At 66.5% G+C, this 21669-nt stretch carries 21 protein-coding genes; 9 read left to right on the top strand and 12 right to left on the bottom strand.

All coding sequences use genetic code 11. From position 1 onward, the window contains the following. Window positions 1–17 precede the first annotated feature (17 nt). Window positions 18–1187 carry a PAS domain-containing sensor histidine kinase gene (locus tag P0D77_RS06590; protein ID WP_277555475.1) on the bottom strand — a complete coding sequence of 390 codons (1170 nt, stop codon included), beginning with the start codon at window positions 1185–1187 and terminating at the stop codon, window positions 18–20. 121 nt (window positions 1188–1308) lie between these two features. Between P0D77_RS06590 and P0D77_RS06585 the strand changes: the two genes are divergently transcribed. Next, the gene (locus tag P0D77_RS06585; protein WP_277555474.1) at window positions 1309–2304 is read left to right on the top strand and encodes an acetamidase/formamidase family protein; all 996 of its coding nucleotides are present in this window, start codon (window positions 1309–1311) and stop codon (window positions 2302–2304) included. A 564-nt stretch (window positions 2305–2868) separates the two neighbouring features. On the opposite strand, the gene P0D77_RS06580 is transcribed toward P0D77_RS06585, so the two are convergent. From P0D77_RS06580 to P0D77_RS06560, 5 genes are all read right to left on the bottom strand, one after another. Next, entirely contained in the window at window positions 2869–3519 is a 651-nt protein-coding gene (locus tag P0D77_RS06580) for a hypothetical protein (RefSeq protein WP_277555473.1), read from the bottom strand. Continuing rightward, the gene (locus P0D77_RS06575; protein ID WP_277555472.1) at window positions 3509–4597 is read right to left on the bottom strand and encodes a DUF3179 domain-containing protein; all 1089 of its coding nucleotides are present in this window, start codon (window positions 4595–4597) and stop codon (window positions 3509–3511) included. Before P0D77_RS06575 ends, P0D77_RS06580 begins: the two co-directional genes overlap by 11 nt. A gap of 108 nt (window positions 4598–4705) precedes the next feature. Continuing rightward, window positions 4706–5251, bottom strand: coding sequence for an MOSC domain-containing protein (locus tag P0D77_RS06570; protein ID WP_277555470.1), 546 nt, complete (start codon window positions 5249–5251; stop codon window positions 4706–4708). 71 nt (window positions 5252–5322) lie between these two features. Continuing rightward, a complete protein-coding gene (locus P0D77_RS06565) occupies window positions 5323–5724 on the bottom strand; it encodes a DUF8147 domain-containing protein (RefSeq protein WP_277555469.1) in 402 nt (133 codons plus the stop codon). 105 nt (window positions 5725–5829) lie between these two features. Continuing rightward, window positions 5830–7089 (bottom strand): Glu/Leu/Phe/Val family dehydrogenase, encoded by a 1260-nt coding sequence (locus P0D77_RS06560; protein ID WP_277555467.1) that lies wholly within the window; start codon window positions 7087–7089, stop codon window positions 5830–5832. A 381-nt stretch (window positions 7090–7470) separates the two neighbouring features. On the opposite strand from P0D77_RS06560, the gene gdhB reads away from it, so the two are divergent. Continuing rightward, a complete protein-coding gene (gene gdhB / locus P0D77_RS06555) occupies window positions 7471–8802 on the top strand; it encodes a glutamate dehydrogenase GdhB (RefSeq protein ID WP_277555466.1) in 1332 nt (443 codons plus the stop codon). Between the two features lie 30 nt (window positions 8803–8832). Here the strand turns inward: gdhB and P0D77_RS06550 are convergent, their stop codons facing one another. After that, the gene (locus tag P0D77_RS06550; RefSeq protein WP_277555465.1) at window positions 8833–9705 is read right to left on the bottom strand and encodes an HpcH/HpaI aldolase/citrate lyase family protein; all 873 of its coding nucleotides are present in this window, start codon (window positions 9703–9705) and stop codon (window positions 8833–8835) included. 110 nt (window positions 9706–9815) lie between these two features. On the opposite strand from P0D77_RS06550, the gene P0D77_RS06545 reads away from it, so the two are divergent. The 4 genes from P0D77_RS06545 (at window position 9816) to P0D77_RS06530 (ending at window position 12098) form a co-directional block, all read left to right on the top strand. Continuing rightward, window positions 9816–10319, top strand: coding sequence for a MaoC family dehydratase (locus tag P0D77_RS06545; protein WP_277555463.1), 504 nt, complete (start codon window positions 9816–9818; stop codon window positions 10317–10319). Between the two features lie 49 nt (window positions 10320–10368). Further along, entirely contained in the window at window positions 10369–10788 is a 420-nt protein-coding gene (locus P0D77_RS06540) for a DoxX family membrane protein (RefSeq protein WP_277555462.1), read from the top strand. Window positions 10789–10851: 63 nt separating this feature from the next. Then, entirely contained in the window at window positions 10852–11523 is a 672-nt protein-coding gene (locus tag P0D77_RS06535) for a PH domain-containing protein (RefSeq protein ID WP_277555461.1), read from the top strand. Then, the gene (locus P0D77_RS06530; protein WP_277555460.1) at window positions 11520–12098 is read left to right on the top strand and encodes a PH domain-containing protein; all 579 of its coding nucleotides are present in this window, start codon (window positions 11520–11522) and stop codon (window positions 12096–12098) included. The genes P0D77_RS06535 and P0D77_RS06530 overlap by 4 nt, the downstream gene beginning before the upstream one ends. A 132-nt stretch (window positions 12099–12230) precedes the next feature. On the opposite strand, the gene P0D77_RS06525 is transcribed toward P0D77_RS06530, so the two are convergent. Further along, window positions 12231–14027, bottom strand: coding sequence for an acyl-CoA carboxylase subunit beta (locus tag P0D77_RS06525; protein WP_277555459.1), 1797 nt, complete (start codon window positions 14025–14027; stop codon window positions 12231–12233). A gap of 143 nt (window positions 14028–14170) precedes the next feature. On the opposite strand from P0D77_RS06525, the gene P0D77_RS06520 reads away from it, so the two are divergent. After that, window positions 14171–16057, top strand: coding sequence for a S9 family peptidase (locus P0D77_RS06520; protein WP_277555458.1), 1887 nt, complete (start codon window positions 14171–14173; stop codon window positions 16055–16057). 77 nt (window positions 16058–16134) lie between these two features. Here P0D77_RS06520 and P0D77_RS06515 read toward each other — a convergent pair whose 3' ends face one another. From P0D77_RS06515 to P0D77_RS06500, 4 genes are all read right to left on the bottom strand, one after another. Then, window positions 16135–16362, bottom strand: coding sequence for a hypothetical protein (locus P0D77_RS06515; RefSeq protein ID WP_277555456.1), 228 nt, complete (start codon window positions 16360–16362; stop codon window positions 16135–16137). Window positions 16363–16458: 96 nt separating this feature from the next. Then, on the bottom strand, window positions 16459–17322 hold the full coding sequence (locus P0D77_RS06510) for a class 1 fructose-bisphosphatase (RefSeq protein ID WP_277555455.1): 864 nt from the start codon (window positions 17320–17322) through the stop codon (window positions 16459–16461). Further along, on the bottom strand, window positions 17322–18137 hold the full coding sequence (locus P0D77_RS06505) for a class I fructose-bisphosphate aldolase (RefSeq protein WP_277555454.1): 816 nt from the start codon (window positions 18135–18137) through the stop codon (window positions 17322–17324). The genes P0D77_RS06510 and P0D77_RS06505 overlap by 1 nt, the downstream gene beginning before the upstream one ends. Before the next feature lie 82 nt (window positions 18138–18219). Then, on the bottom strand, window positions 18220–18834 hold the full coding sequence (locus P0D77_RS06500) for a DUF7409 domain-containing protein (protein ID WP_277555453.1): 615 nt from the start codon (window positions 18832–18834) through the stop codon (window positions 18220–18222). Between the two features lie 200 nt (window positions 18835–19034). On the opposite strand from P0D77_RS06500, the gene P0D77_RS06495 reads away from it, so the two are divergent. Together P0D77_RS06495 and P0D77_RS06490 are read left to right on the top strand one after the other, a co-directional pair. Next, window positions 19035–19889, top strand: coding sequence for a 3-hydroxyacyl-CoA dehydrogenase family protein (locus P0D77_RS06495; protein ID WP_277555452.1), 855 nt, complete (start codon window positions 19035–19037; stop codon window positions 19887–19889). Window positions 19890–19935: 46 nt separating this feature from the next. Further along, window positions 19936–21657 carry a sensor histidine kinase gene (locus P0D77_RS06490; protein ID WP_277555451.1) on the top strand — a complete coding sequence of 574 codons (1722 nt, stop codon included), beginning with the start codon at window positions 19936–19938 and terminating at the stop codon, window positions 21655–21657. Window positions 21658–21669 lie beyond the last annotated feature (12 nt).

The following is a 21669-nucleotide window of genomic DNA, read 5'->3' as shown; positions in this document are numbered from 1 at the left end:
CGGACTCCGTCGTTGGGTTAGACCGAGTCGACGCCGCGTATTTCCACGCGGGTGCCGCCGTCGGCGGCCGCAGTAATGTCGACGTGCCACCCTTGCGTCTCGGAGAAGCGTTCGACGATGGCGAGGCCGAGGCCTGTCCCGTCCGCGTGCGTGCTATGGCCAGGTTCGAACACCTGATCGCGGTCGTCTGGTGGAATGCCGGGGCCATCGTCGGCGACGTAGAACCCAGCGTTCGGTGCGTCGGCTCTCCCATCGCCGATGCTACCGACGGTCACCGTCACGTCCGCGCCGACGTGGTCGACAGCGTTGCGAAAGAGATTCTCGAACATCTGTCCGAGCGGTCCCTCCTGTGCGGTGAAGCAGAATGAGTCGACGACCCGCAGACGCGCATCATCGGCCTGAACGTGTCCCCACGCCGCCTGTGCCCGGTCGCGCAGCGAGACTTCGGTCGGTGGGTCGTCTTCGGTGATACGGCCGCGAGCGAGACGCAACGCGTCGGTGATGATGTCTTCGATGCGGGTCGCGGACGACTTGATCGACTCGAGGTTTCCGGCGGCCGTGGCTTCCGAGCGGTCGCCAGGTGACTGCTCCTCCAACCCGTCATCAGTCGCGTCGAGCCGCTCTGCGAGTAACTCGACGCGACCGAGGACGACGTTCAGTGGGTTTCTGAGGTCGTGTGAGAGCACGTCTGCGAGCGTCTCCAGTCGGTCGTTCTGTGCCTCTAATCGCTGTTCGGTCCGCTTTCGCTCAGTGATGTCGAGGTGGACCACCTGCGCGTGGGTCGTCCCTTCGTACTCGAACCCGGACACTCGCGCGAGGAACCATCGCTGTTCTTCCGGCGAGTGACAGGGGTACTCGTGATCGAACGTCTCGCGGTCGCCCGCGAGAACAGCTTCGAGTCCATCAGCGACGATGCTTCCGTCGAAGCCGTCACCGGGCGTTTCCGCCGTGATCACTCCACCGTCGACGGCGTGTGACCGATCCTCGTCGTTTGGGTCGGTCGCAGCGTCACGACACACTCGAATATAGTTGCGCCCGACAGGGTCGACCACATCTGCGTCGGGTTCCCAGTCGACGTAGCGTCGCCAATCCTGGTTCGTGTCGACGATCACCCCGCTCTGGTCTACGACCGCGACTTGGAGGGGAAGAGCGTCGAATCCGGCTTCGGGAAGCGTGCGGGAACTCACTCGGGAATAGCCAACGCCCTGGAGATACAAGAAGGCACAACCCTGTGTTTCGGATTGGATAATCGGCGAGCGAGGCGAATCCGCCTGTAACTTTATGCGCGGCGCCGTGGTGGTTGTGATTATGTCACACAGTAGCAACAACAGCGATCCTGGCTACACCGTCGACCACCACCTCTCGGATGCAGACCGGAACATCCACTCGGCGTGGGACAACTCGTTGGAACCCGCGCTGACGGTCACCGACGGCGACGTGGTTCGCTTCGAGTGTCGCGACGCCGTCGACGGCCAGATTGATGTCGAGACCACCGCTGAGGACGTGATGGGCGTGAGCTTCGACCCAGTCCACCCGCTCACGGGTCCTGTGTACGTCGAGGGAGCGGAACCGGGCGACGTCCTCGAGGTCGACCTCCTCGATCTCCAGCACAAAGGCTGGGGGTACAACGTCTACTTCCCCGGTGAGATGGGACTGGGACTGCTTCCCGAGGACTTCGAGGACCCTGGCATTCACATCTGGGATCTTCAGGGCGACGTCGGGAAGTTTGTCAACGGTATCGAGGTCCCACTCGACCCATTCCCGGGCGTCATCGGCAACGCACCCGCCGAAGACGGCGAACACGACACGCTCCCGCCGCGGAGCGTCGGCGGCAATATGGACGTGAAGCACATGACTGCAGGATCGACCGTCCGGCTGCCGGTCGAAGTTGAGGGCGCGTTGTTCTCGACGGGGGACTGTCACGCCGCACAGGGTGACGGCGAGGTGTGTGTCACCGGCGTCGAGGCACCGATGTTCGTCACCGCCCGGTTCCGCGTCCGTAAGGACCTCGACATCGAGCAACCGGAGTTCACGACGACGGGGCCGTTCACGCCGACGGGCGTCGACGAACCGATGTACGCGACGACCGGCATCGACGCCGACCTGATGGAGGCGACAAAGAAGGCGACCCGACATATGATCACCCACCTCCACGACCACCGCGGCCTGACGCGGGGTGAGGCGTACATCCTCTGTTCGGCGGCGATGGACCTCAAGATCAGCGAGGTCGTCGACGCACCGAACTGGACGGTGACCGCGTACATTCCCGAGAGCATCTTCCCGGACAGCGCCGAGGAGAACTGAGCGACAGTCACGGACCGACGAGCAGGTTCCAACCGGTAAGCTCGTCACATCTCACCGGCCCGTACTGCTCGGATTGCGACACTGCAGAAGGTTAAGCCCGGCAACCGGTGTGCATCGAGTCAACTACCCCGCGCTAACCGCCTTCGGCGGTTTGAGGACGGGGCTTGCGTGGCTTCCAGCGGGGGTAGGTTGCACGCCCGTCTGGACTTGTTTGCTGGCAGGTCGGACCAGCAGAGGCAATTTAATTGTCGGTGTTCTCACGCTCTGACCCGTGTGGGTACGGAGAGGCACGTGGCGTCACGTTCGCGGTCGTCGTTCCCACGTTAGGGCCAGTTGACTGTGGCCCGTTCCACCCGAGAAACCACCGTGCTTGGACCCTCCCAAGATTGCTGTGGCCCCCTTCACAGGAGTACTTCTGCCCGTGTGAAACTATGCCACGATTGACGGTTCGTCATTATAAGCGTTTGCGCTTGAAACGAACGCGCTTCCTCCCCTCCCTACTCGCTCGCTCCACTCGTTCGTTGAGGAAGGGGCCTCCGCGCTACCGCTCAGGTGAACGCCGACTCACCTGTCCGAGCGACCACTGATGTCGGCTGCCGACAGTTGTACGTCGAGTCGCCAGGCGGCCCATATGAGCGACGCCACAAGTAGGAACGTCGCCACTGGCCGGAGCCACGCGACCGCCGTCAGCGCCGCACTCGTCGCCTGGAGGCCGAGAACGATGAACAGCAACGGACCGCAACACGCAGTCCCTGACAGCAGCGCCGGAAGCCCCGCCGCGAGTCCCGACGCAGGAGAGATCTCACACACCGTCGGGCGTCGCCACGCGAGCGTTGACAGCGCGAGGTTCGCGCCTACGAGGACGCCTAGCAGTGCCCCAATTGCGAGCGTCGCTGGCGAGACGAGCAGTTCTACGGGTCCGAGCGTCACGAGCGCCACCGCCTCACCACTGAGGGAACGGACAAGCGGCGCGGCAGACACGCTCACTGCGACGGTTGACCCCGTTTCGAGGACGCCGGCCGTCGACTGACCCAGGTCGCCGACAGCGAACAGGTACACAAGGACGTACGCGAGCGTCGTCGCGAGCAACACGCCCACCGAGACGCGGTCGTTGAGTGTCGCCGCGAGCGCCCGTCGCGTCCGAGCAGCCGCGTCCGCGGCGATGGCGAGCACTCGCGGCGCGAATCCGTCGTCAGCAGCCGTCTCAGGTGACATATACCGTCTCCGGATAGAAACCGCCCATCGCGTGCCACATCGCGTCGAAGGCGTACGCTCGGTCAAGAGGGAGCGAGTCGGCGGCGTACGTCTCGCCGTCGACGACGAGTAGTCCGTCGCCGCTCGCGGTGACGGTCGCGCCTTCCGTGCGGTACACGTATCCCGTATCGAGGGTGGAGTCGTAGACGGCGACGAGTGCGCCGTCGTCGGTGGCGAGCACCGTCTCCTCGCGGAGCGTCGGCTTGTCGAAGGCGACGGCGCGGTCAGCGGTTCGCGTGCCGACCACCACGCGCTTGGCGTCCTCCTGCGTCTCCTCATACCCTTCATCGAGCGACGGGAACAGCGGCTGACTGAACGACGCGTAGTAGCCGGTGTCGGGGTTGTAGTTGCCGTACGGGTCGCCACCGTAGCGCCGCGAGTAGCCCGTGTTTTCCGTCATAATCTCCGTATCGGGGTGGGCACGCCGCCACTGCCCCCACGTCGTCCACACGAGGCGGAACTCGCGGAGTTGGTCGCCCGCCTGCGGCCCCGACACGGCCGCCGCGAGAATCTGCGGCCACCGCGAGTCGGTCGCGCGGTCGTACATCACGAGATTGTTGTTTACGAGACGGCCCGAGACGCCGAAGGTGGTGTCGCCACGCTCGAACCCCATCGCAGTACCCGTCAGCGGGCAGTAGGTGACCGCGACGTTCGTCCCGTCGAGGACGTCGTTCGCGATCTCGTGCCACACGAGGATGTGCTGGGAGTACGCCTTCACGTCCGACTCGCCGGCGTACCCGAACACGACGCGATCGTCGGGGAACGACACATCACTCGCGGGGGCGAACTGCGGGGAGTCGATAGACGGGATGCCGTCTTTGCCGGGGCCACCGCTGACGGTGGCGTCGCTGACGCGGTCGAGATCCCACGGCTGGTACAGGCCAGTCTCGCGGGCCGGAGGTGGATTCCCGTCGGTACCGAGGAGGTCGCCATCACCACTCCCAGGAACGGACGTCCCGTCGAGACAGCCAGCGACCGACGCGACGCCAGCAACGCCGACGCTACCGAGAAACCGCCGACGTGAGAGTGATGGTGACATACCAATCGGTACGACGTATCCTCGGAAAGCAGTAGGCCGGTCGTGCGAGTGACCCGCACGGGACCGGCAGGCACAGTGGTTCTCGAACCACACACGACCGTCGGCCGCTCACTCGCCGTGCGTCCGACCGAGCGATCGCTTGAGGCGGTCGACGATCCGACGACCCTCGGTTCGGGGGTCGGCTTCGAGTATCTCCACGCCGTCGCCGACGGCGACCCTGCCGGGGTCGACCACGTCCGCACAGATGCCGCCACGTCGCCCCTTCAGCGCCCGAGCGATGCCATCCTGCCCGCCCACTTGCTCGACGTGCGTACACGGTGGCCGCGGGCGCGTGCCGCGAAGCACGGCCCCGGTCTCGGCGTCGCCGAGACGGAACGTCGCCTCCAGCAATTCGTCGAGGTCGGCGCCGCGGACGACGACATTGCGCCGGTGCCGGCCGTCGGTGAGGTCGATACCGGCCTCCTCGCGAATCGTGTCGAGTGCGGCGGCGTCGACGAGCGTCACCTCACACACGTCGAACGGCGAGTAGTACCCCGACCCGTTTAGGTAGCGGTCACCCTCGATGCCGCCGTCGACGAGTCGGATCCGGTCGTGGTCGACCATCGGTGCAGACCCCTCGGGCGCGGTGAACAGCGCCTCGACGCGAGCGTTCATCGGCGTAGTAGAGGTGGCCCGAGCGTATGAACCCACTCGGAGCCGTCGCGACGGTGTCGCATCGTCGGCACTCAGGCAGTCTCCGCACGCGGGCGGCCACCGCGGGCGGCGACGACGCCGGCGGCGAGCGCACAGACGAGACTCAGGCCGACCTGAATCGGCATCGAGAGCGTCTCGTCGGCCCCGGGCACGTTCACGTACCGGAGGGCGGCGACCGCGAGGAACGCGACGCCGAACGTCCCGTAGGCGACGAGTACAGCCATCGCACTCGGAGGCAGGCGCTCGGAGGCGACGAGGAGGCCGACCGCGATGGCAGCGAGGAGGGCGGCGACCAAACCGACGAGGACGCCGAGAATCCCGACGCCCGGGCCGCCGAGACCCGAGGCGGTGGACGCCTCGATGGCGACGGTACCCGCGACCAGCAGGGTCGTGACGCCGCTGGCGAGTGCGAGGGGGAGGGCTCGGCCGATCATATGCTCACGTACGCGAAGGTCGGACAAAGGCGCTCCTGTCAGATTCAGATACCGAGAACTCGGGTCACCATAGGAGAGCGGGTCAGCGTCGACGAACCCGGGTTCTCAGGGCCAGTTGCCGCTGTCGAGGAACGCGTCGACGACGCGCTGAATCGCGACGACGTATGCGGCGGTCCGGAAGTTCGGCACCTCACGTTCCTCGTAACACTCGGTCAGGTCGTCGAAGGCGCTCACGATGTGGCGCTCCAGTTCCTCGTTGACCCGTTCTTCGGTCCAGTAGAAGCGCTGGCGGTTCTGCACCCATTCGAAGTAACTGACTGTGACGCCGCCAGCGTTCGCGAGGATGTCGGGGAACACGTGGACGTCGGCCTCAGTGAGCACGTCGTCGGCGTCGGGCGTGAGGGGGCCGTTGGCCGCCTCGACGATGACGTCGGCTTTCACGTCGTTCGCGAGGTCGCCGTCGATGGCGTTCTCCAGCGCCGCGGGGACGAGGAGGTCGACATCGAGCGTGAGCAGGTCGTCGTTAGAGAACTCCTCGTCGGCACCGGCGTATCCCGAAACCGACCCCGTCTCGTTCTTGTGGGCTTTCACGTCGCGGGCGTCGAGGCCGTCTTCGGCGTACACCGCACCCGAAGAGTCGGAGACGGCGACGATGTTCGCGCCCAGGTCTTCGATGAGGTAGGCGGCGATGTGCCCGGCGTTGCCGTACCCCTGCACGGCGACGCTCGCGCCGTCCATCTCCTTGTCGAGGTAGTCGAACGCCTCGCGAGCGGTGAGCATCGTCGAGCGACCCGTCGCCTCGACACGGCCCTCCGAGCCACCGGCCTCCAGCGACTTCCCGGTGACGACGCCGGGTTCGGTGGTGTTCTCCAGCGTCTCGTAGGTGTCTTTGATCCAGTTCATCTCCCGCTGACCCGTGTTCACGTCGGGTGCGGGGATGTCCTTGTCCTCGCCGATGAACGGGCGCAGTTCCGTCGCGAACGACCGCGTCACGCGTTCGAGTTCGCTCGTGGAGTACTGCGAGGGGTCGATGACGATGCCACCTTTCCCGCCACCGTAGGGGATGTCGACGACGGCGCACTTGTACACCATCCACCCCGACAGCGCCTTCACCTCGTCGCGGGAGACGCCCGGGTGATAGCGGATGCCGCCCTTGTACGGGCCGCGGTCACCGTTGAACTCCGAGCGGAACGCTTTGAACCGCCCCAGTGAGCCGTCGTCCATCTTGACAGAGAGGTTCGTCTCGAGGACTCGCTCGGGGTGTTTGAGTCGGTCGATGACGTCGTCGTTGACGTCGAGATATGCCGCCGCGTCGTCGATTTGCTCTTGGAGGCTCTCGAAGGGGTTGGCCTCGTCACCGGACATACGTATCCACGCACCGTGCCCGTTCTTAACCGTGACGAATCAATATCATAGATATTCACTAAGGACCATAATAGTCACACCGACAGCATAGCATCGAGCGTGTGCCCAAGATCGCCCGACAGCGGTCCGGTTCGATCGAGTTGGAGAACGGCCGACGATCGGTCGTCGGCGAGAATCGACGTGTTACGTCGCCGAGAACCCGACAAACCGACCCTCGCTGCGGAAACGACGACCACCAGAGACCGATTGGTCGATCCGATCGCTACAGTGGTAGTATGTGTATATATACCTTAGATTAACACACATCATTAATACTATAATCAGGACCCCCGCAGGAGGCGACATCGACCCGCCGCACGTCGCGGCGACGGACACACCACCATGTCAACCGGAACCGCAGACACAGACGAGACTCGCGTCACCGCGGACGAACAATCGGATGACCACGAGACGGAACCGGAATCTGCTCTGGAGACGGCCCGCCGGCAGTTGGAACACGCGGCCGTCCACCTCGACGTCGACCCCGGCGTCATCGAACGGCTGAAACACCCCACCACGGTCCACCGCGTCGCCGTTCCCCTGGAACGTGACGACGGCTCCGTCGAGGTGTTCACCGGCTACCGTGCCCAACACGACGACGTGCGCGGCCCGTACAAGGGCGGCCTGCGCTTCCACCCGCACGTCAGCGAGGAGGAGTGCGTCGGCCTCTCGATGTGGATGACCTGGAAGTGCGCCGTGATGGACCTCCCGTTCGGCGGCGGGAAGGGCGGCGTCGTCGTCGACCCAAAGGCGCTCTCTGACGGCGAGAAGGAACGGCTCACCCGCCGCTTCGCCGAGGAACTGCGGAAGTTCGTCGGGCCGAAGAAGGATATCCCCGCGCCGGACATGGGAACAAACTCCCAGACGATGGCGTGGTTTATGGACGCGTACTCGATGCAGGAGGGCGAGACGGTCCCCGGCGTCGTCACCGGCAAGCCGCCAGTCGTCGGCGGCACCGAGGGCCGCGAAGAAGCGCCCGGTCGCTCCGTCGCCATCGTCGTCCGTGAGGCCGCGGAGTACTACGACTACGACCTCGACGGCCTGACCGTCGCCGTGCAGGGGTACGGGTCGGTCGGCGCGAACGCCGCCCGCCTCCTCGACGAGTGGGGCGCAGACGTCGTCTCGGTGTCCGACACCGGCGGCGCCGTCTACGACGCAGACGGTCTCGACACCCACTCGATCCCGAGTTTCTCCGAAGAACCGAACGCCGTCACCGGCTACGCCGCGGAGACGGACGGCGCGGATCTGCTCGACGACGGGAACGACATCCTCACCCTCGACGTCGACGTGCTCATCCCCGCCGCCGTCGGCAACGTCATCACCGCCGACAACGCCGCAGACGTGCGTGCAAACATCGTCGTCGAGGGTGCGAACGGGCCGACGACGTTCGCCGCCGACGAGATGCTCGCCGAACGCGGCGTCCACGTCATCCCCGACATCCTCGCGAACGCCGGCGGCGTCACCGTCAGTTACTTCGAGTGGCTTCAGGACATCAACCGCCGGACGTGGACGCTCGAACAGGTGCAGACGGAACTGGAGTCGGAGATGCTCTCGGCGTGGAACGACGTTCGCCAAGAGGTCGAAGCCCGCGATATCACGTGGCGCGACGCCGCCTACGTCGTCGCCCTCGGGCGCATCGCGGAGGCGAAGAGCGTCCGCGGTCTGTGGCCCTGAGTCGCCGCGCCTGAGGAGTCGAGTCCGGTTCTACTCCCCGATCGCGTCGGCGTCCGACCACTCGCCAGCGAGCGTTGCGTACTCCCGTACGCGCTCCGCCTGCGCGATGAGGGGTGCGTCGATCATCTCGCCGTCCACCTGGAACACGCCGCGGTCGTCGTCGGCCGCGTCGTCGCGGGCGGCGAGGACGCGCCGCGCCCACGCAATCTCGTCGGCGTTGGGCGTGAACGCCTCGTTGATGATCGGCACCTGCGAGGGGTGGATCGCCATCTTGCCGTCGTACCCAAGCCCCGCCGCGAACTGCGTCTCCTCGCGGAGACCCTCGCCGTCAGAGAAGTCGGTGTAGACTGTGTCGATGGCGTCGACATCGGCGGCAGCGGCCGCCGTCACGGCCTTCTCGCGGGCGTACAGCACCTCGGTTCCCTCGTCGGTCCGCGTCGCACCAACGTCCGCCGAGAGGTCCTCTGCGCCGAACGCCACTGCTGCGGTCGGCCCCGCGTCGGCTATCTCCTCAGCGTGGAGGACGCCACGGGCCGTCTCGACGAGAGCGATGACGGGGACACGCCGGTCGTGTTCGCGCAACTGCTTGTCCAGATGCGCGACCGCGTCACTCGACTCCGCCTTCGGAAGCATCACCGCGTCGAAGCCGGCGGCATCGTCGTCTGCGATCACCTCCAAGTCGCGGTACGTCTCCGTCCCGGTGACGCGGATGCACACCTCCGCGTCCGGGTCGAACTCGGGGTCCGAGAGAACGTCGTAGACGGCCGCCCGCGCCTCTTCCTTCCGACCGGGCGCGACGGCGTCCTCCAGGTCGAAGACGACCGTATCCGCGCCGGTTGCCGGTGCCTTCCGCATCAGTTCCGGGCGGTCGCCCGGCGAGAACAGCACGCTGCGTCTGGTCATACTGCGACGTTCTCTGGAGAGCCGTATCAATCCCAGCGACACCGACCCCTACCAGATCCAACCGACCCGGTTCCCGCACGGTTTTCACCCGGCCCGCAGACCCTCCGAGTATGGCCGGCAAGTATTACGAGGAGTTCGAGGTCGGTGAGACCATCGCCCACGAGAAGCGTCGTACCGTCTCCGAGCGGGACAACCAGGTGTTCTGCGATATGACTATGAACCAGCAACCGCTCCACCTCGATGCCGAGTTCGCGGCCGACACCCAGTTCGGCGAGCGACTCGTCAACGGCATCTACACGATGGCGCTCGCGACGGGGCTATCGATTCCCGACACGACCGACGGCACCATCGTCGCGAACCTCTCGTACGACGACGTAGAGCACCCGAACCCAGTGTTTCACGGAGACACGATCCGCGCAGAGTCGACCGTCCTCGACAGACGGGAGACGAGCGACGGCGAACGCGGCGTCGTGACGATGCGGGTGAACGCGTACAAGGTGAACAGCGACGGGTCGGGCGAGGACGACGATAGAGACGGCGCGAGCGACGACGAGACGCTCGTCTGTACGTTCGAGCGAACGGTGCTGTCGCTGAAGCGCGAACACGCGGAGTGAGCGACGGCGACCGGACGGCATTTGCCCACGGGGTCCCAGGTGTGGGGCGATGATCGACTGGGTCGAACGGGAGGCAACGTCGCTGGCGGCGCAGTCTCCGTCGGCGACGACGCTCGCGCGGTGGGGACTCGGCGCGATGGTGCTGGCGGCGGGCGTCCACAAACTGCTGGACCCCGCGGCGTGGACGGTGTACGTCGTCGACTGGCTCGCTCCGCTGCTGGTCGTCTCGCCGACGGCGTTTATGCTCGTCAACGGCTATCTCGAGGTCGGGTTCGGGGCCGCGTTGCTCGCGAATCGGTTCGTCCCGGTCGCGTCGTTCGTGGCAGCGGTGTCGTTGACGGCGACCTGTCTCTACCTCGCGGTCGTGTGGCTCACTGTCGGCGCGTTCGGAGACGTGTTGGCCCGCGACATCGGTCTCGCGGGACTGGCGTGGGCGGTCCTGCGGGCGTCGCTCGTCGGCGACGAGTGAACGACTGCGGTCGATTCAAGCGGTGGTGTCCATTTAAGTCGCCACCGGAGCAACCGGAGAGCAATGGCAGCTCCCTCCATTGAGACGGACACAGCCCTCCCGGACGGCTTCGACTGGCTCTCGCTCGACCCCGAAGAAGAGGTCGTCTGGACCGGCAACCCCCACTCGATGAGTCTCGTCCCCGCGCTCGTCATCGGGATTCCGCTGTCGCTGATTCTCATCGGCCTGTTCATCATCGCCTCGGCGTACCTCACCCGCGAGAACACGGAGTACGTCATCACGACCGAGGCGCTGTACAAGAAGCGCGGTATCCTCTCACGGGACGTGAAGCGGGTTGGCTTCGAGAAGGTGCAAGACACCTCTTACACGCAGGGCTTCTTCGGCACGCAGTTCGGCTACGGCGACGTCGACATCTCGACGGCCGGTGGGTCCGGCGTCGAACTACGCTTCGACAGCGTCGAAGACCCCAAACGCATCCAGGAACTCGTCAACGAGCGTATCCGGGCCCGCGACGGCCGGAGTCGGGACGGAGACGCCGAGACGAAAGGTGACGTCCTCGACGACATCCTCACGGAACTGCGTGCGATCCGAACCGCCGTCGAAGGCGGTGACGAAGCCACTGTGAACCCACCTGCGGAGACGACGGTCGACGACACGGAACCCCCGGCCGACGACGTGGACCACACGACCGACTCGACTGCGGCCGACCAGTCGCCGTCCGACGACCACCGATGACGAGCGACGACGTGCCCGACGCGGTGCCCGTCGCGGCCGACGAGACGGTGCTCTGGACGGGGAGTCCACGGCTCTCGGCGGCCCTCCCCGCCGTGTTCGTCGGCATCGTCGTCGCCGGCGTCGGGATGGCTATCGCCGTCGGCCCGGTCGCTGACACCGGCGGCGGCCTCGCGGTCGGTGCCCTCGCCGTCCTCGTCGGCCTCTCGATACCCGCGCTCGCGGTCCTCTCGCTGGTGAACACGCGCTACGTCCTCACCGACCGCGCGGCCAGCGTCAAGACGGGCGTCGTCGGTCGGCGCGTCGACCGTGCGCGACTGTCGATGGTGGAGAACTCGTCGTACGAGCAGTCGGCTACGGGGTCGCTGTTCGGCTACGGGACGGTCACGCTGGAGACGGCCGGCGGCGGTGTCTCGTTCCGCCGGGTCGACGACCCGAGCAGCGTTCGCTCGCTCGTCGACGAACACGTCGGCGGTGGGAGCGACGGCCAGACCGCCGATTCGATCCCCGGATCGCTCGACTCCTGGCGGGCAGTTCGCGAAGAGGTCAGACTCCTCCGAGCGGCGCTGGAGCTGTAGACGGGACTGGACGGTCCGGTGGCGAACAGTCGGCACGGCCGCCCGAACGACGGGGTGCCGTACACCCGTGGATTATCGCCCGGTGGTGGGTAGGTCACGGCGAGTGTGGTCCCGGTCTTTAGGACAACCCCGTTACAAGATCGTGCCGTGCTTCTTGTCGGGCACCGACTTCTCGATGTCCGCGTAGAAGTCGAACCGCTGGACGAGTTCCTCGCGCAGGCGCGAGGGTTCGACGATCTCGTCGATGACGACCTCACTGGCCATTCGGTGGATGTCGATGTCACGGCGGTACTCCTCGCGGAGTTCGTCCTCGCGTTCGGCTCGTTCCTCGGGGTCGTCGATGGCGGCGAGTTTGTTCGCGTACACCGCGTTGATCGCCGCTTCCGGTCCCATAATCCCGATCTCGCCGGACGGGAGACCGATCACCGACTCAGGTTCGTAGGCAGGGCCGCCCATCGCGTAGATGCCCGCGCCGTACGCCTTGCGGACGACGACGGTCTGCTGGGGGACGGTCGCCGAGGAGGTGGCGTAGATGAATTTCTTCCCCTTCTCCAAGATGGCGTCTTTCTCGACCTGTGACCCAGCCATGAACCCCGGCGTGTCACAGAGGTACAGCAGGGGAACTTCGTAGGCGTCACAGGTCCAGATGAACTCCGCGGCCTTCTCGGCGGCATCGGGGAAGATAGCGCCCGAGCGTTCGGTCGGTTGGTTCGCGACGATGCCGACGGGGCGGCCGTCGATGCGGGCGAACGCGGTAACGATTTCTTTGCCGTACTCCGACTTCAATTCGAAGACGGATTCGGCGTCGCAGATGCGGTCGAGAAGGTCGTGAACGTCGTACGGACGGTTCGGCGCCTCGGGGATCAGTTCGTCGATGCCCTCGGGCGAGTACGTCGGCGGCTTGGTGTCGCTTCGCGGCGGTTTCTTACCCGCCTTGTCCGGCAGGTACGTCATCAGGTCCGCGACCAGTTGGCGGGCGTGGCGTTCGTCCTCGGCGACGAGGTCGGCGCTCCCGGAGTACTTCGCGTGGACGTCCGGGCCGCCCAGATCGTTCATCTCAATCTCCTCGCCAGTCACCATCTTCACCATCCGCGGGGAGGCGATGGCCATCGCGGACATCCTCTCGACCATCACGGTGAAATCGGCGAAGACGGGTGTGTACGCCGCACCCGCGATACACGGGCCGTAGAGGACGCAGATCTGGGGGACCCGCCCAGAGAGCATCGAGTGGTTGTAGTAGTACTTCCCGATACCCTCACGGTTGGCGAAAAAGCCCGTCTGCTGGTCGATCCGGCCACCAGAGGAGTCCATCAGATACAGCACCGGCTTGCCGTTCTTCAGCGCTCGCTGTTGCATCCGGAGGAACTTCTCGACGCCCTTGCCGGCCATCGACCCCGCCTTCACGGTGAAGTCGTTGGCCATAAAGTGCAGGTCGCGCCCCTCGAACTCCGCCGCACCGGTGATGAGGCCGTCCGCGGGGAGGCGGTTACCCTCGTCGTATTCGTCCACGTCGGGGGAGTTCTCGTGCCAGCCGTCGAAGTGAGCGAACTTGCCGTCCTCGAACTTCACGCCGTCGGCGGCGCCCTCGCGGTCGGCGTCGCCGGGACCGCCGGTCCCGGCCTCGCCGAACCACAGGTCGAGGCGGTCGCGGACGAACAGTTTCCCCTGGTCGGGGAGGCGTTGTTTGTACTTCTCGGGGCCGCCTTGGAGGATGTCGTCGATCTCGGCGCGAAGCGCCCGTTCGCGGTCGGTCGGACCGAGGTCGTCGTCCAGAGGGTACTCGATCTCCGGCGGTTCGGCCGTCGCGAGGGGGTCGTCGGCGTCGTCGCCGGCGTACACCTCGATGTCGACGCCGAAGTGCTCGGCCATCGCCTCTGCGATGGCCGACGCCTCCTCTGCGGACGCGGCCGCGCCCACGTGGACTTTCATAATCGATCCTCCGCAAGAATTGCGGAAAGGGTTTTCTATGGGCGACGGCACGGCGTCGCCGACCCTGCTTCCGGAACGTGTCAGATATATTTCCGAACGGTCGTTCTGAACAGACTCAAGTCATCCGAGTCGAATCCGCAGATGTGAGCGACACCGACGACACCCTCCGAGCCTTAGCCGAGTTGCCGACGATGGCCCACCCCGCGCCGACGCCCGACGGCGACGAGGTGGCCCTGTACTACGACGTCGACGGCCGCAACCAACTGTACCTGCTCAACCCCACAAGCGGGGAGTTGGAGCAGTGGTCCGACGGACAAGTTCCGAAGGACGCCCGCCACGGCTTCGCGTGGGACGCCGACGGCGACCGCGTGTTCTTCCACCTCGACGAGGCCGGCAACGAGCAGAACGACATACACGCCATCGACCGCGACGGTGACACCGAAGTCGTCGTCGAAGACGACGGCCAGATCAGTCTCGCGTCGGTCGGCGAGGACGGCGAGACGCTCCTGTTCGGGTCGAGCCGCGACGGCCAGATGAACGTCTACCGCCACGACCTCCCCAGCGGCGAGGCGACGAAACTCACCGACCACGACCGCGCGGCCGGCGCGGCGACGCTGTCGCCCGACTGCGACCGCTTCGCGTACGCGACAAACGAGGCCGACGACTACGACAACGTCGACACCTACGTCGCCGACGTCGACGGGTCGAGCGCCCGGAATCTCGCCATCGGCGAGACGGGTGCGGAGTCTGCCCCTGCCGACTGGCACCCCGACGGCGATGCTCTCCTCGTCTCCGACAACAGCCCTGACAAGGGCCGCTGTGGCGTGTACGACTTCGATACGGAGTCAGTGACGTGGTACGGCGACGGCGAGTTCGAGGAGTCGGCCGGCTTCTTCCTCCCCGACGGTGACCGCTTCCTCGCCACGCGGATGCGCGGCGCGGAGGACGTGCCCGTCGTCTACGACGTGGAGACCGGTGAAGGGCGGGAACTCGACCTGCCCAGCGGTGTCGCGTCGCTGGCGGACGACACCCTCCTCGACGACGGTCGACTGCTGGTCCAGCACACGACGCCCACCCGCCGGTCGGAACTGGTCGCGTACGACCTCGCTACCGACGAGTACGAGACGGTGCTGGAAGCGGAGTACGGGCCGTTCTCGCCCGACGACTTCGTCGACGCCGAGTACTTCACCTTCGACTCGGACGGCGTCCCCGAGACGCCCCAGCGCGCGGTCGACCACGCACCCTACGAGGAGATGGAGATCGGCGCCATCTTCTACGACTCGGGCGAGCGCCCGTCGCCGCTCATCGTCAACCCCCACGGCGGCCCGCGCCACCACGACCGCCTCTCCTTCGGCTATCGCACGCAGTTCCTCCTCTCGCGCGGCTTCTCCGTGTTGCAGGTGAACTACCGCGGGTCGACCGGCCGCGGCCGCGAGTTCGTCGAGGAACTGTACGACGACTGGGGCGGTGCCGAACAGGGCGACGTGGCCGCCGCGGCCGAACACGTCCTCGCGGAGTACGACTGGCTCGACGACGACCGCGTCGTCGTGTACGGCGGTTCCTACGGCGGCTACTCGGCGTACTGGCAACTGGTCCAGTTCCCCGACCTGTACGACGCGGGTATCTCGTGGGTCGGCGTCTCCGACCTGTTCGACATGGCCGAGAACACGATGCCACACTTCCGGTCGGAGTTGATGGTCAAGTACCTCGGTGAACCCGACGACAACGCGGCGCTGTACGAAGAACGGTCCCCGGTCACGTACGCCGGGAACCTCGCCGCCCCGCTGCTCATCGTCCACGGCGTCAACGACCGCCGGGTCCCCGTCTCGCAGGCGCGCATCTTCCGGGACGCCCTCGACGACGCTGGATTCGACGAGGGCGACGACTACGAGTACGAGGAACTGGGTGAGGAGGGCCACGGTTCCTCCGACATCGACGACAAAATCAGAAGTCTCGAACTACTCGACGACTTCCTCGACCGGCGGATCGGGACCGCAGAATCCGACGTGGTCGCTGCGGGCGACGACTGAGGACGCGACCCCGACTCGGCGTCCACGGTCTCGCTCGCTCTGGTCGCTGTCACGCATCGTCGCTTCGCCCGACCGTGCTAGTCGAACATCTTGTCGTCGAACTCGGGCACGTCGAAGCCACCCTCGCCGCCCCACCCGTCCATCACGCGACTCTGATACAGCATCATCGCAACCTGCGGGACGGCCTGCGGCGGAACCGGCGATCCGTCGTCGAACGCCTCGCCAGCCCAGGTGTTGTACTCGTCGACGACGTCCATCGCGTCTTTGAAGCTGCGCAGCATCAACGCCTTGTATCGGTCTCTCATTGCCCGTGGTCGCGTCCGAGCAAGTGAGTGTCTATCGGTCCGGATCGACTACTGGCAGCCGTTCCGGTAGAGAAGGCGACCGCGCGACCGAGCAGTCTACTGGAGAGCGGATTCGAGACGCTCGATGAGCGACGCGTTCCCGACGTGGACGGGAACCCGCTGGTGGAGGTCGGTCGCGGTCACATCGAGAATCGGTCCGGTTCCGTCCGAAGAGCGCCCACCCGCCCCCTCCACAAGGTACGCGACGGGATTGCCCTCGAACTGGAGGCGGAGTTTGCCGTTCGGGGCCGACTCCAGCGCGGGGTACGCGAACACGCCGCCGTAACTGAGCACCTGACTCACGTCCGCGATCATCGCGCCGCCGTAGCGGAGTTTCAGTTCGTCTTCGACCTCGTCGACGTACGCGGCGAAGTCGGCCGGCCAGTCGGGGACGCGGCCACCGAAGCCGTACACCGTGGGGTCGTCAGGAAGCGCGATGACGCCCATCTCTTCCCGGTCGCCGTCGGCGGTGACGAGGTACTCGTAGACGTCGGCCTCGCCGGGTGCGCCGACGCCGGCAACCATCGTTGTCACCGGACCGTAGAGGACGAACCCGGCGGCGACGAGGTCGCGCCCGGCCGCCGGCAACGTCCCGTCGTAGACGGCGACGACGGTTCCCATCGGGTTGTTCGACTCGAGGTTCGAGGACCCGTCGAGGGGGTCGACCGCGACCGAGAGCGGCCCGTCGCCGGTGTCGACCGCCGAGGCTCGTTCCTCGCTGGCGTACGTGCCGACAGCGTCGAGGTCGCCGAGCGCGGTTTCAAGCAGGTCGTCCGCGAACACGTCGGCCGCGAGCACCTCCTCGCCGGAGGGGTTCTCCTCGTCGAGATAGCGGCGTCTCCCGGGGAGGCCAGCACGGATTTCGGGCGCGGCGGCCGCGGCGGCGTCGAGGACCGACTCCGCGGCGTCGAGTCTCTCCATCAGTCGTCCACGACGGGCGTCGAAGAGGTCAGTTCCAACGCCTCCTCGACGGTGGCGTCCTCGAAGATGACGGCCTCGAGTGCGTCGAGCATCTCCTCGGGGTTCTCACGCTGGAAGACGTTCCGACCGACCGCGAGTCCCTTCGCGCCGGCGGCCATCGCGTCGGCGACCGTCTCGAGCAGTTGGAGGTCGTTCGCCTTCGACCCGCCGGACATCACCACCTTCGTCGGGCCGGCCATCCGCGTCGCCGCCGCCATCGCGTCCGGCGATCCGGGGTACTTCACCTTCGCGATGTCTGCGCCGAGTTCGAGGCCGAGACGGGCCGCGTACGCGATGGTGTCTGGCGCTGTGTCGTTCTTGAGTCCCTGCCCGCGCGGGTACGACCACATCACGACGCCCATGTCGTGGGCGCGGGCGGCCTCCTGTGCCTCGCGGAACTCCTCGGCCATCTCCACCTCATTGTTCGACCCGCCGTACAGCGTGAAGCCGATGGCGTCGGCGCCCAGCTCGGCGGCGTACTCGACCGACCAGTTGACCGCCGAGTCGGGTTCGCCCATCCAGAGGTTCGACGTGCCGTTGAGTTTCGCCAACAGCGTCACGTCGTCCTCGAACTGCGGGTAGTACGCCTCCGCGACGCCTTTCCCGACCGCGAGGGCAGTGACCGCGTCGTGGGTGGCGAGTTCGAACACTCGCTCGGGGTCCGCGGTCTCGGGGTTCGGTTCGAAGTCGACCGGCCCGTGTTCGATCCCGTGGTCGTACGCGAGAATGAGTGCCTTTCCGTCCCGGGTGATTGCCGCGTCCGCGTCGGGGAGCATACACTAAACGGCAACCTCAGGTGGCATAAAATGAATGGTGTACGCAGACTGATATTTACTCGCCGGCGAGTAGCGACTTCGACTAGTCGGCGCGGGCGGCGGCCGCGTCCCGGAGTTCTGCGACGCGGTCGGCGTCCCGGTCGAGTGCGTCTGCCACCTCTGCGGGGTCCGCGAGCGCCAACGCTCGAACGGAGGTGATGCCGGCCTCCGCGAGGTCGGCCGCCTCCTCGGGAGACACGACGTCGAGCGACCCGACCGGCGTCGGCCGCGACCGCTCGCGCCACGCCGACTCGGCGGCGACGGGGTCGCCCGACCCGTCGGTCTTCGTCGACGACGCAGTATCGCCGCTGGCGGCGACCCACGCCCGTTCGCCGTCGTCAGTCTCGTCTCCGGACTCATCACCACCCTCGCCCCTGGGTGGGTCGGTCGGTCGCTCCCCCGCCTGCCAGTCCCCCGACGAGGCGGCGACCCACGCTCGTTCGGCGTCGCCCAGTCCGCGAACCTGCGCCGAGCGACGGCGGAGGTCCTCCCCCTCGGACTCGAACGACCACGCCAGCGAGTGTTCTCGACGGATGCGGGCGGCCACGCCGGGGTTGACGCCAGCGTCGACGAGCATCCGGTAGGACACCGCCTTGCGTCGAACGGCCTCGGCGTCGACACCGGCCTCCGAGAGAACCGCTCCGGTCGCCGGTCCCACGTATTTCAACTCCCTGACGTCCTCATCCCCCACGAGCACTCACCTACGGGGAGCCTCGAAGCCGAACACTTTAACCTTTCTGCGCGGACGACGGTGGTGGATAATTTGTCTGACACGCCGACGTCGGTCGGCGTGACGTCGCTCCCTCGGATGGGGGTCGCTCCGCTACGCTTACGGTCGGCGACTGGCGATGAGCGTGTATGCGCGGACTCTCCGACATCGACACGGTAGGCGTCGTGGGCGCGGGAACGATGGGCAACGGCATCGCACAGGTGGCCGCGACCGCCGGTTACGACGTGGTGATGCGCGACATCGAACAGGCGTTCGTCGACGACGGCTTCGATGCGATGGAATCGTCGCTCTCGCGTCTCGACGCGAAAGACGCCCTCGACGAATCGCCCGAGACGGTTCTCGATCGGATCACAGGCACGACCGATCTGGCCGACCTCGCGGACGCCGACCTCGTCGTCGAGGCGGCGCTGGAGAATATGGAGGTGAAACAGGACATCTTCGCGGACCTAGAAGCGGTCACCGACGACGACGTCGTCCTCGCGACGAACACCTCGACGCTGTCGATTACGACCATCGCGTCGGCGACGGACCGCGAAGCCCTCGTCGTCGGCCTCCACTTCATGAATCCGGTCCCCGTAATGAAGGGCGTCGAAGTCGTCACCGGCGAGAAGACCGATCCCGCAGTCACGGAGTTGGCGCACGCGTTCGCCGAGGAGTTGGGCAAGGAGACGTGGGAGAGCGACGACAAACCCGGCTTCGTCACCAACCGCGTGCTGATGCCGTGGATCAACGAGGGCATCCGCGCGTACGACGAGGGCGTCGCCTCGAAGGAGGATATGGACAAGGGGATGAAACTCGGCACGAACGTCCCGATGGGACCGCTCGAACTAGCCGACCACATCGGCCTCGACATCTGTCTCGACGCCAGCGAGACGCTTCACGAGGAACTGGGCGACCGCTACAAGCCCGCGTACCTCCTCAAGCGGAAGGTTGCCGCCGGCGACCTCGGTAAGAAGACCGGCAAGGGATTCTACGAGTACTGAGACTCGGGACTATACGCTTTTATCATACCTGTCAATTAGTAAACTCGTGACGCCACGGGTCGACGTATCGCTTCTCGTTGCTGCGGCCGCACTCGTGTCCGTCTGGACCGCCGTGGTCGCGTGGCGAAACCGTGGGGAACGCGGAGCACGCTACCTCTCGCTCCTGATGGTCGCGGCGGCGGTGACGGCGGTCGCGGCGCTCGCCGGGTTCACCGCCGACGGGATCGGCGAGATCCAATTCTGGCGGCAGGTTCGACAGGTTGGATACATCGGTATCGCGCCCGCGTACCTGCTGTTCACGGCCGAGTACGCCGGGACCAACTGGTTCACGACACGCCGGGTTCGGCTCGGACTGGCCGCCATCGCCGTCTCGCTCGCGGCGGTCGTGTCCACCACCCACCTTCACGACCTGTTCTACGGCCCCGGAGCGTACGTCGTCGTCGACGGGATTCCACGAGGCGTATTCCCTTATGGACCGGTCTATTGGGCCCACGTCGGCTACGCGTACCTCCTCATCGCCATCAGCACCGTCCTCGTAGTCCGACGAGCGGTCAGAACCCGACGGCTGTTCAGACGACAGGCGGCGGCCGTCGTCACCTTCGCGGTGGTCCCGTGGGCGTCGAACGTGGTCGCGGTCGCGGCGCCGACGTCGGTTCCGTTCGACCCGACCGTCGTTGCGGTCCCCTTCGGGGGCGCATTGCTGGCGATGGACGTGTACCGATACCGCGTCCTCGACGCCGCGCCGGTCGCACGCGGTGCGATCCTCGACCACCTTGACGACGGCGTGTTGGTCGTCGACACGGACGGCCGACTCGTCGACTACAACGCGACGATGCGCCCGTATCTCCGGTCGGGTCCTGCTGGCGACCAGTTCGACGAAGCCGTCCCCGCGGAACTCGTCGGCCTGTTGGATCCGGACGATGACACCGGGTGCGTCGAAGAGACAGTCGACCTCAGCGCCGACGGCGAGACTCGGAGTTTCGACGTGCGGCAGACCGCGTTGACGGATACGGCTGGTGACACGGCGGCGCACGTCCTGCTGTTCAGAGACGTGACCGAACGCCGACGCCGTGAGGAAGACCTCCGACGCCGAAACGACGAACTCGACCGGTTCGCGTCCGTCGTCAGCCACGACCTCCGCAACCCACTGAACGTCGCCGAAGGCTACCTCGAACTCGCCGCCGAAGAGAGCGAGGCGAACGACCATCTCGACCGGGTCGCCGACGCACACGGCCGGATGGCCGACATCATCGACGACCTACTCGCGTTGGCACAGACGGACGACCTCGACCCGGAGCCGGTGCCGCTGACGGAGGCCGCACACGACGCGTGGAGCCACGTCGCGACGGCGGATGCGACGCTCGCCGTCGACGCCGCCGCTGACCTCACCGTCCGTGCCGACCGCGGCCGACTCGCCCGCCTGTTCGAGAACCTGTTTCGCAACAGCGTCGAACACGGCGGCGACGCTGTGACCGTCACCGTCGAGGCCGGCGACGACTGGTTCGCCGTCGTCGACGACGGGCCGGGCCTCTCGCCGGAGATCGTCGAGACGGCGTTCGAGTCGGGGACGACCAGCGGCGACGGGACGGGACTCGGTCTCGCCATCGTCCAGTCGGTCGCGACGGCTCACGGGTGGACTGTCGAGGTGGACGAGACGGCCGTCGGTGCCCGGTTCGTCGTTCGCGATGCCGACCTGTCTCAGGCCGTCGACCCGTTCGGCGGCGACGGCGGATCGACGGGCGAGGATGCGACCATTCGGAACGACTAACCCACGGGGCGA

It is taken from the genome of Halobaculum limi, assembly GCF_029490015.1.
Lineage (GTDB): Archaea > Halobacteriota > Halobacteria > Halobacteriales > Haloferacaceae > Halobaculum > Halobaculum limi.
Note: the sequence above shows the minus strand (reverse complement) of the source record. Positions and strands in the feature narration are given on the sequence as shown.

Excerpts from the sequence above, each read along its gene's own strand:
- P0D77_RS06585 (WP_277555474.1), top strand. The coding sequence starts at position 1,309 with ATGTCACACAGTAGCAACAACAGCGATCCTGGCTACACCGTCGACCAC.
- P0D77_RS06580 (WP_277555473.1), bottom strand. The coding sequence starts at position 3,519 with ATGTCACCTGAGACGGCTGCTGACGACGGATTCGCGCCGCGAGTGCTC.
- P0D77_RS06575 (WP_277555472.1), bottom strand. The coding sequence starts at position 4,597 with ATGTCACCATCACTCTCACGTCGGCGGTTTCTCGGTAGCGTCGGCGTT.
- P0D77_RS06570 (WP_277555470.1), bottom strand. The coding sequence starts at position 5,251 with ATGAACGCTCGCGTCGAGGCGCTGTTCACCGCGCCCGAGGGGTCTGCA.
- P0D77_RS06565 (WP_277555469.1), bottom strand. The coding sequence starts at position 5,724 with ATGATCGGCCGAGCCCTCCCCCTCGCACTCGCCAGCGGCGTCACGACC.
- P0D77_RS06560 (WP_277555467.1), bottom strand. The coding sequence starts at position 7,089 with ATGTCCGGTGACGAGGCCAACCCCTTCGAGAGCCTCCAAGAGCAAATC.
- gdhB (WP_277555466.1), top strand. The coding sequence starts at position 7,471 with ATGTCAACCGGAACCGCAGACACAGACGAGACTCGCGTCACCGCGGAC.
- P0D77_RS06550 (WP_277555465.1), bottom strand. The coding sequence starts at position 9,705 with ATGACCAGACGCAGCGTGCTGTTCTCGCCGGGCGACCGCCCGGAACTG.
- P0D77_RS06545 (WP_277555463.1), top strand. The coding sequence starts at position 9,816 with ATGGCCGGCAAGTATTACGAGGAGTTCGAGGTCGGTGAGACCATCGCC.
- P0D77_RS06540 (WP_277555462.1), top strand. The coding sequence starts at position 10,369 with ATGATCGACTGGGTCGAACGGGAGGCAACGTCGCTGGCGGCGCAGTCT.
- P0D77_RS06535 (WP_277555461.1), top strand. The coding sequence starts at position 10,852 with ATGGCAGCTCCCTCCATTGAGACGGACACAGCCCTCCCGGACGGCTTC.
- P0D77_RS06530 (WP_277555460.1), top strand. The coding sequence starts at position 11,520 with ATGACGAGCGACGACGTGCCCGACGCGGTGCCCGTCGCGGCCGACGAG.
- P0D77_RS06525 (WP_277555459.1), bottom strand. The coding sequence starts at position 14,027 with ATGAAAGTCCACGTGGGCGCGGCCGCGTCCGCAGAGGAGGCGTCGGCC.
- P0D77_RS06515 (WP_277555456.1), bottom strand. The coding sequence starts at position 16,362 with ATGAGAGACCGATACAAGGCGTTGATGCTGCGCAGCTTCAAAGACGCG.
- P0D77_RS06510 (WP_277555455.1), bottom strand. The coding sequence starts at position 17,322 with ATGGAGAGACTCGACGCCGCGGAGTCGGTCCTCGACGCCGCCGCGGCC.
- P0D77_RS06505 (WP_277555454.1), bottom strand. The coding sequence starts at position 18,137 with ATGCTCCCCGACGCGGACGCGGCAATCACCCGGGACGGAAAGGCACTC.
- P0D77_RS06495 (WP_277555452.1), top strand. The coding sequence starts at position 19,035 with ATGCGCGGACTCTCCGACATCGACACGGTAGGCGTCGTGGGCGCGGGA.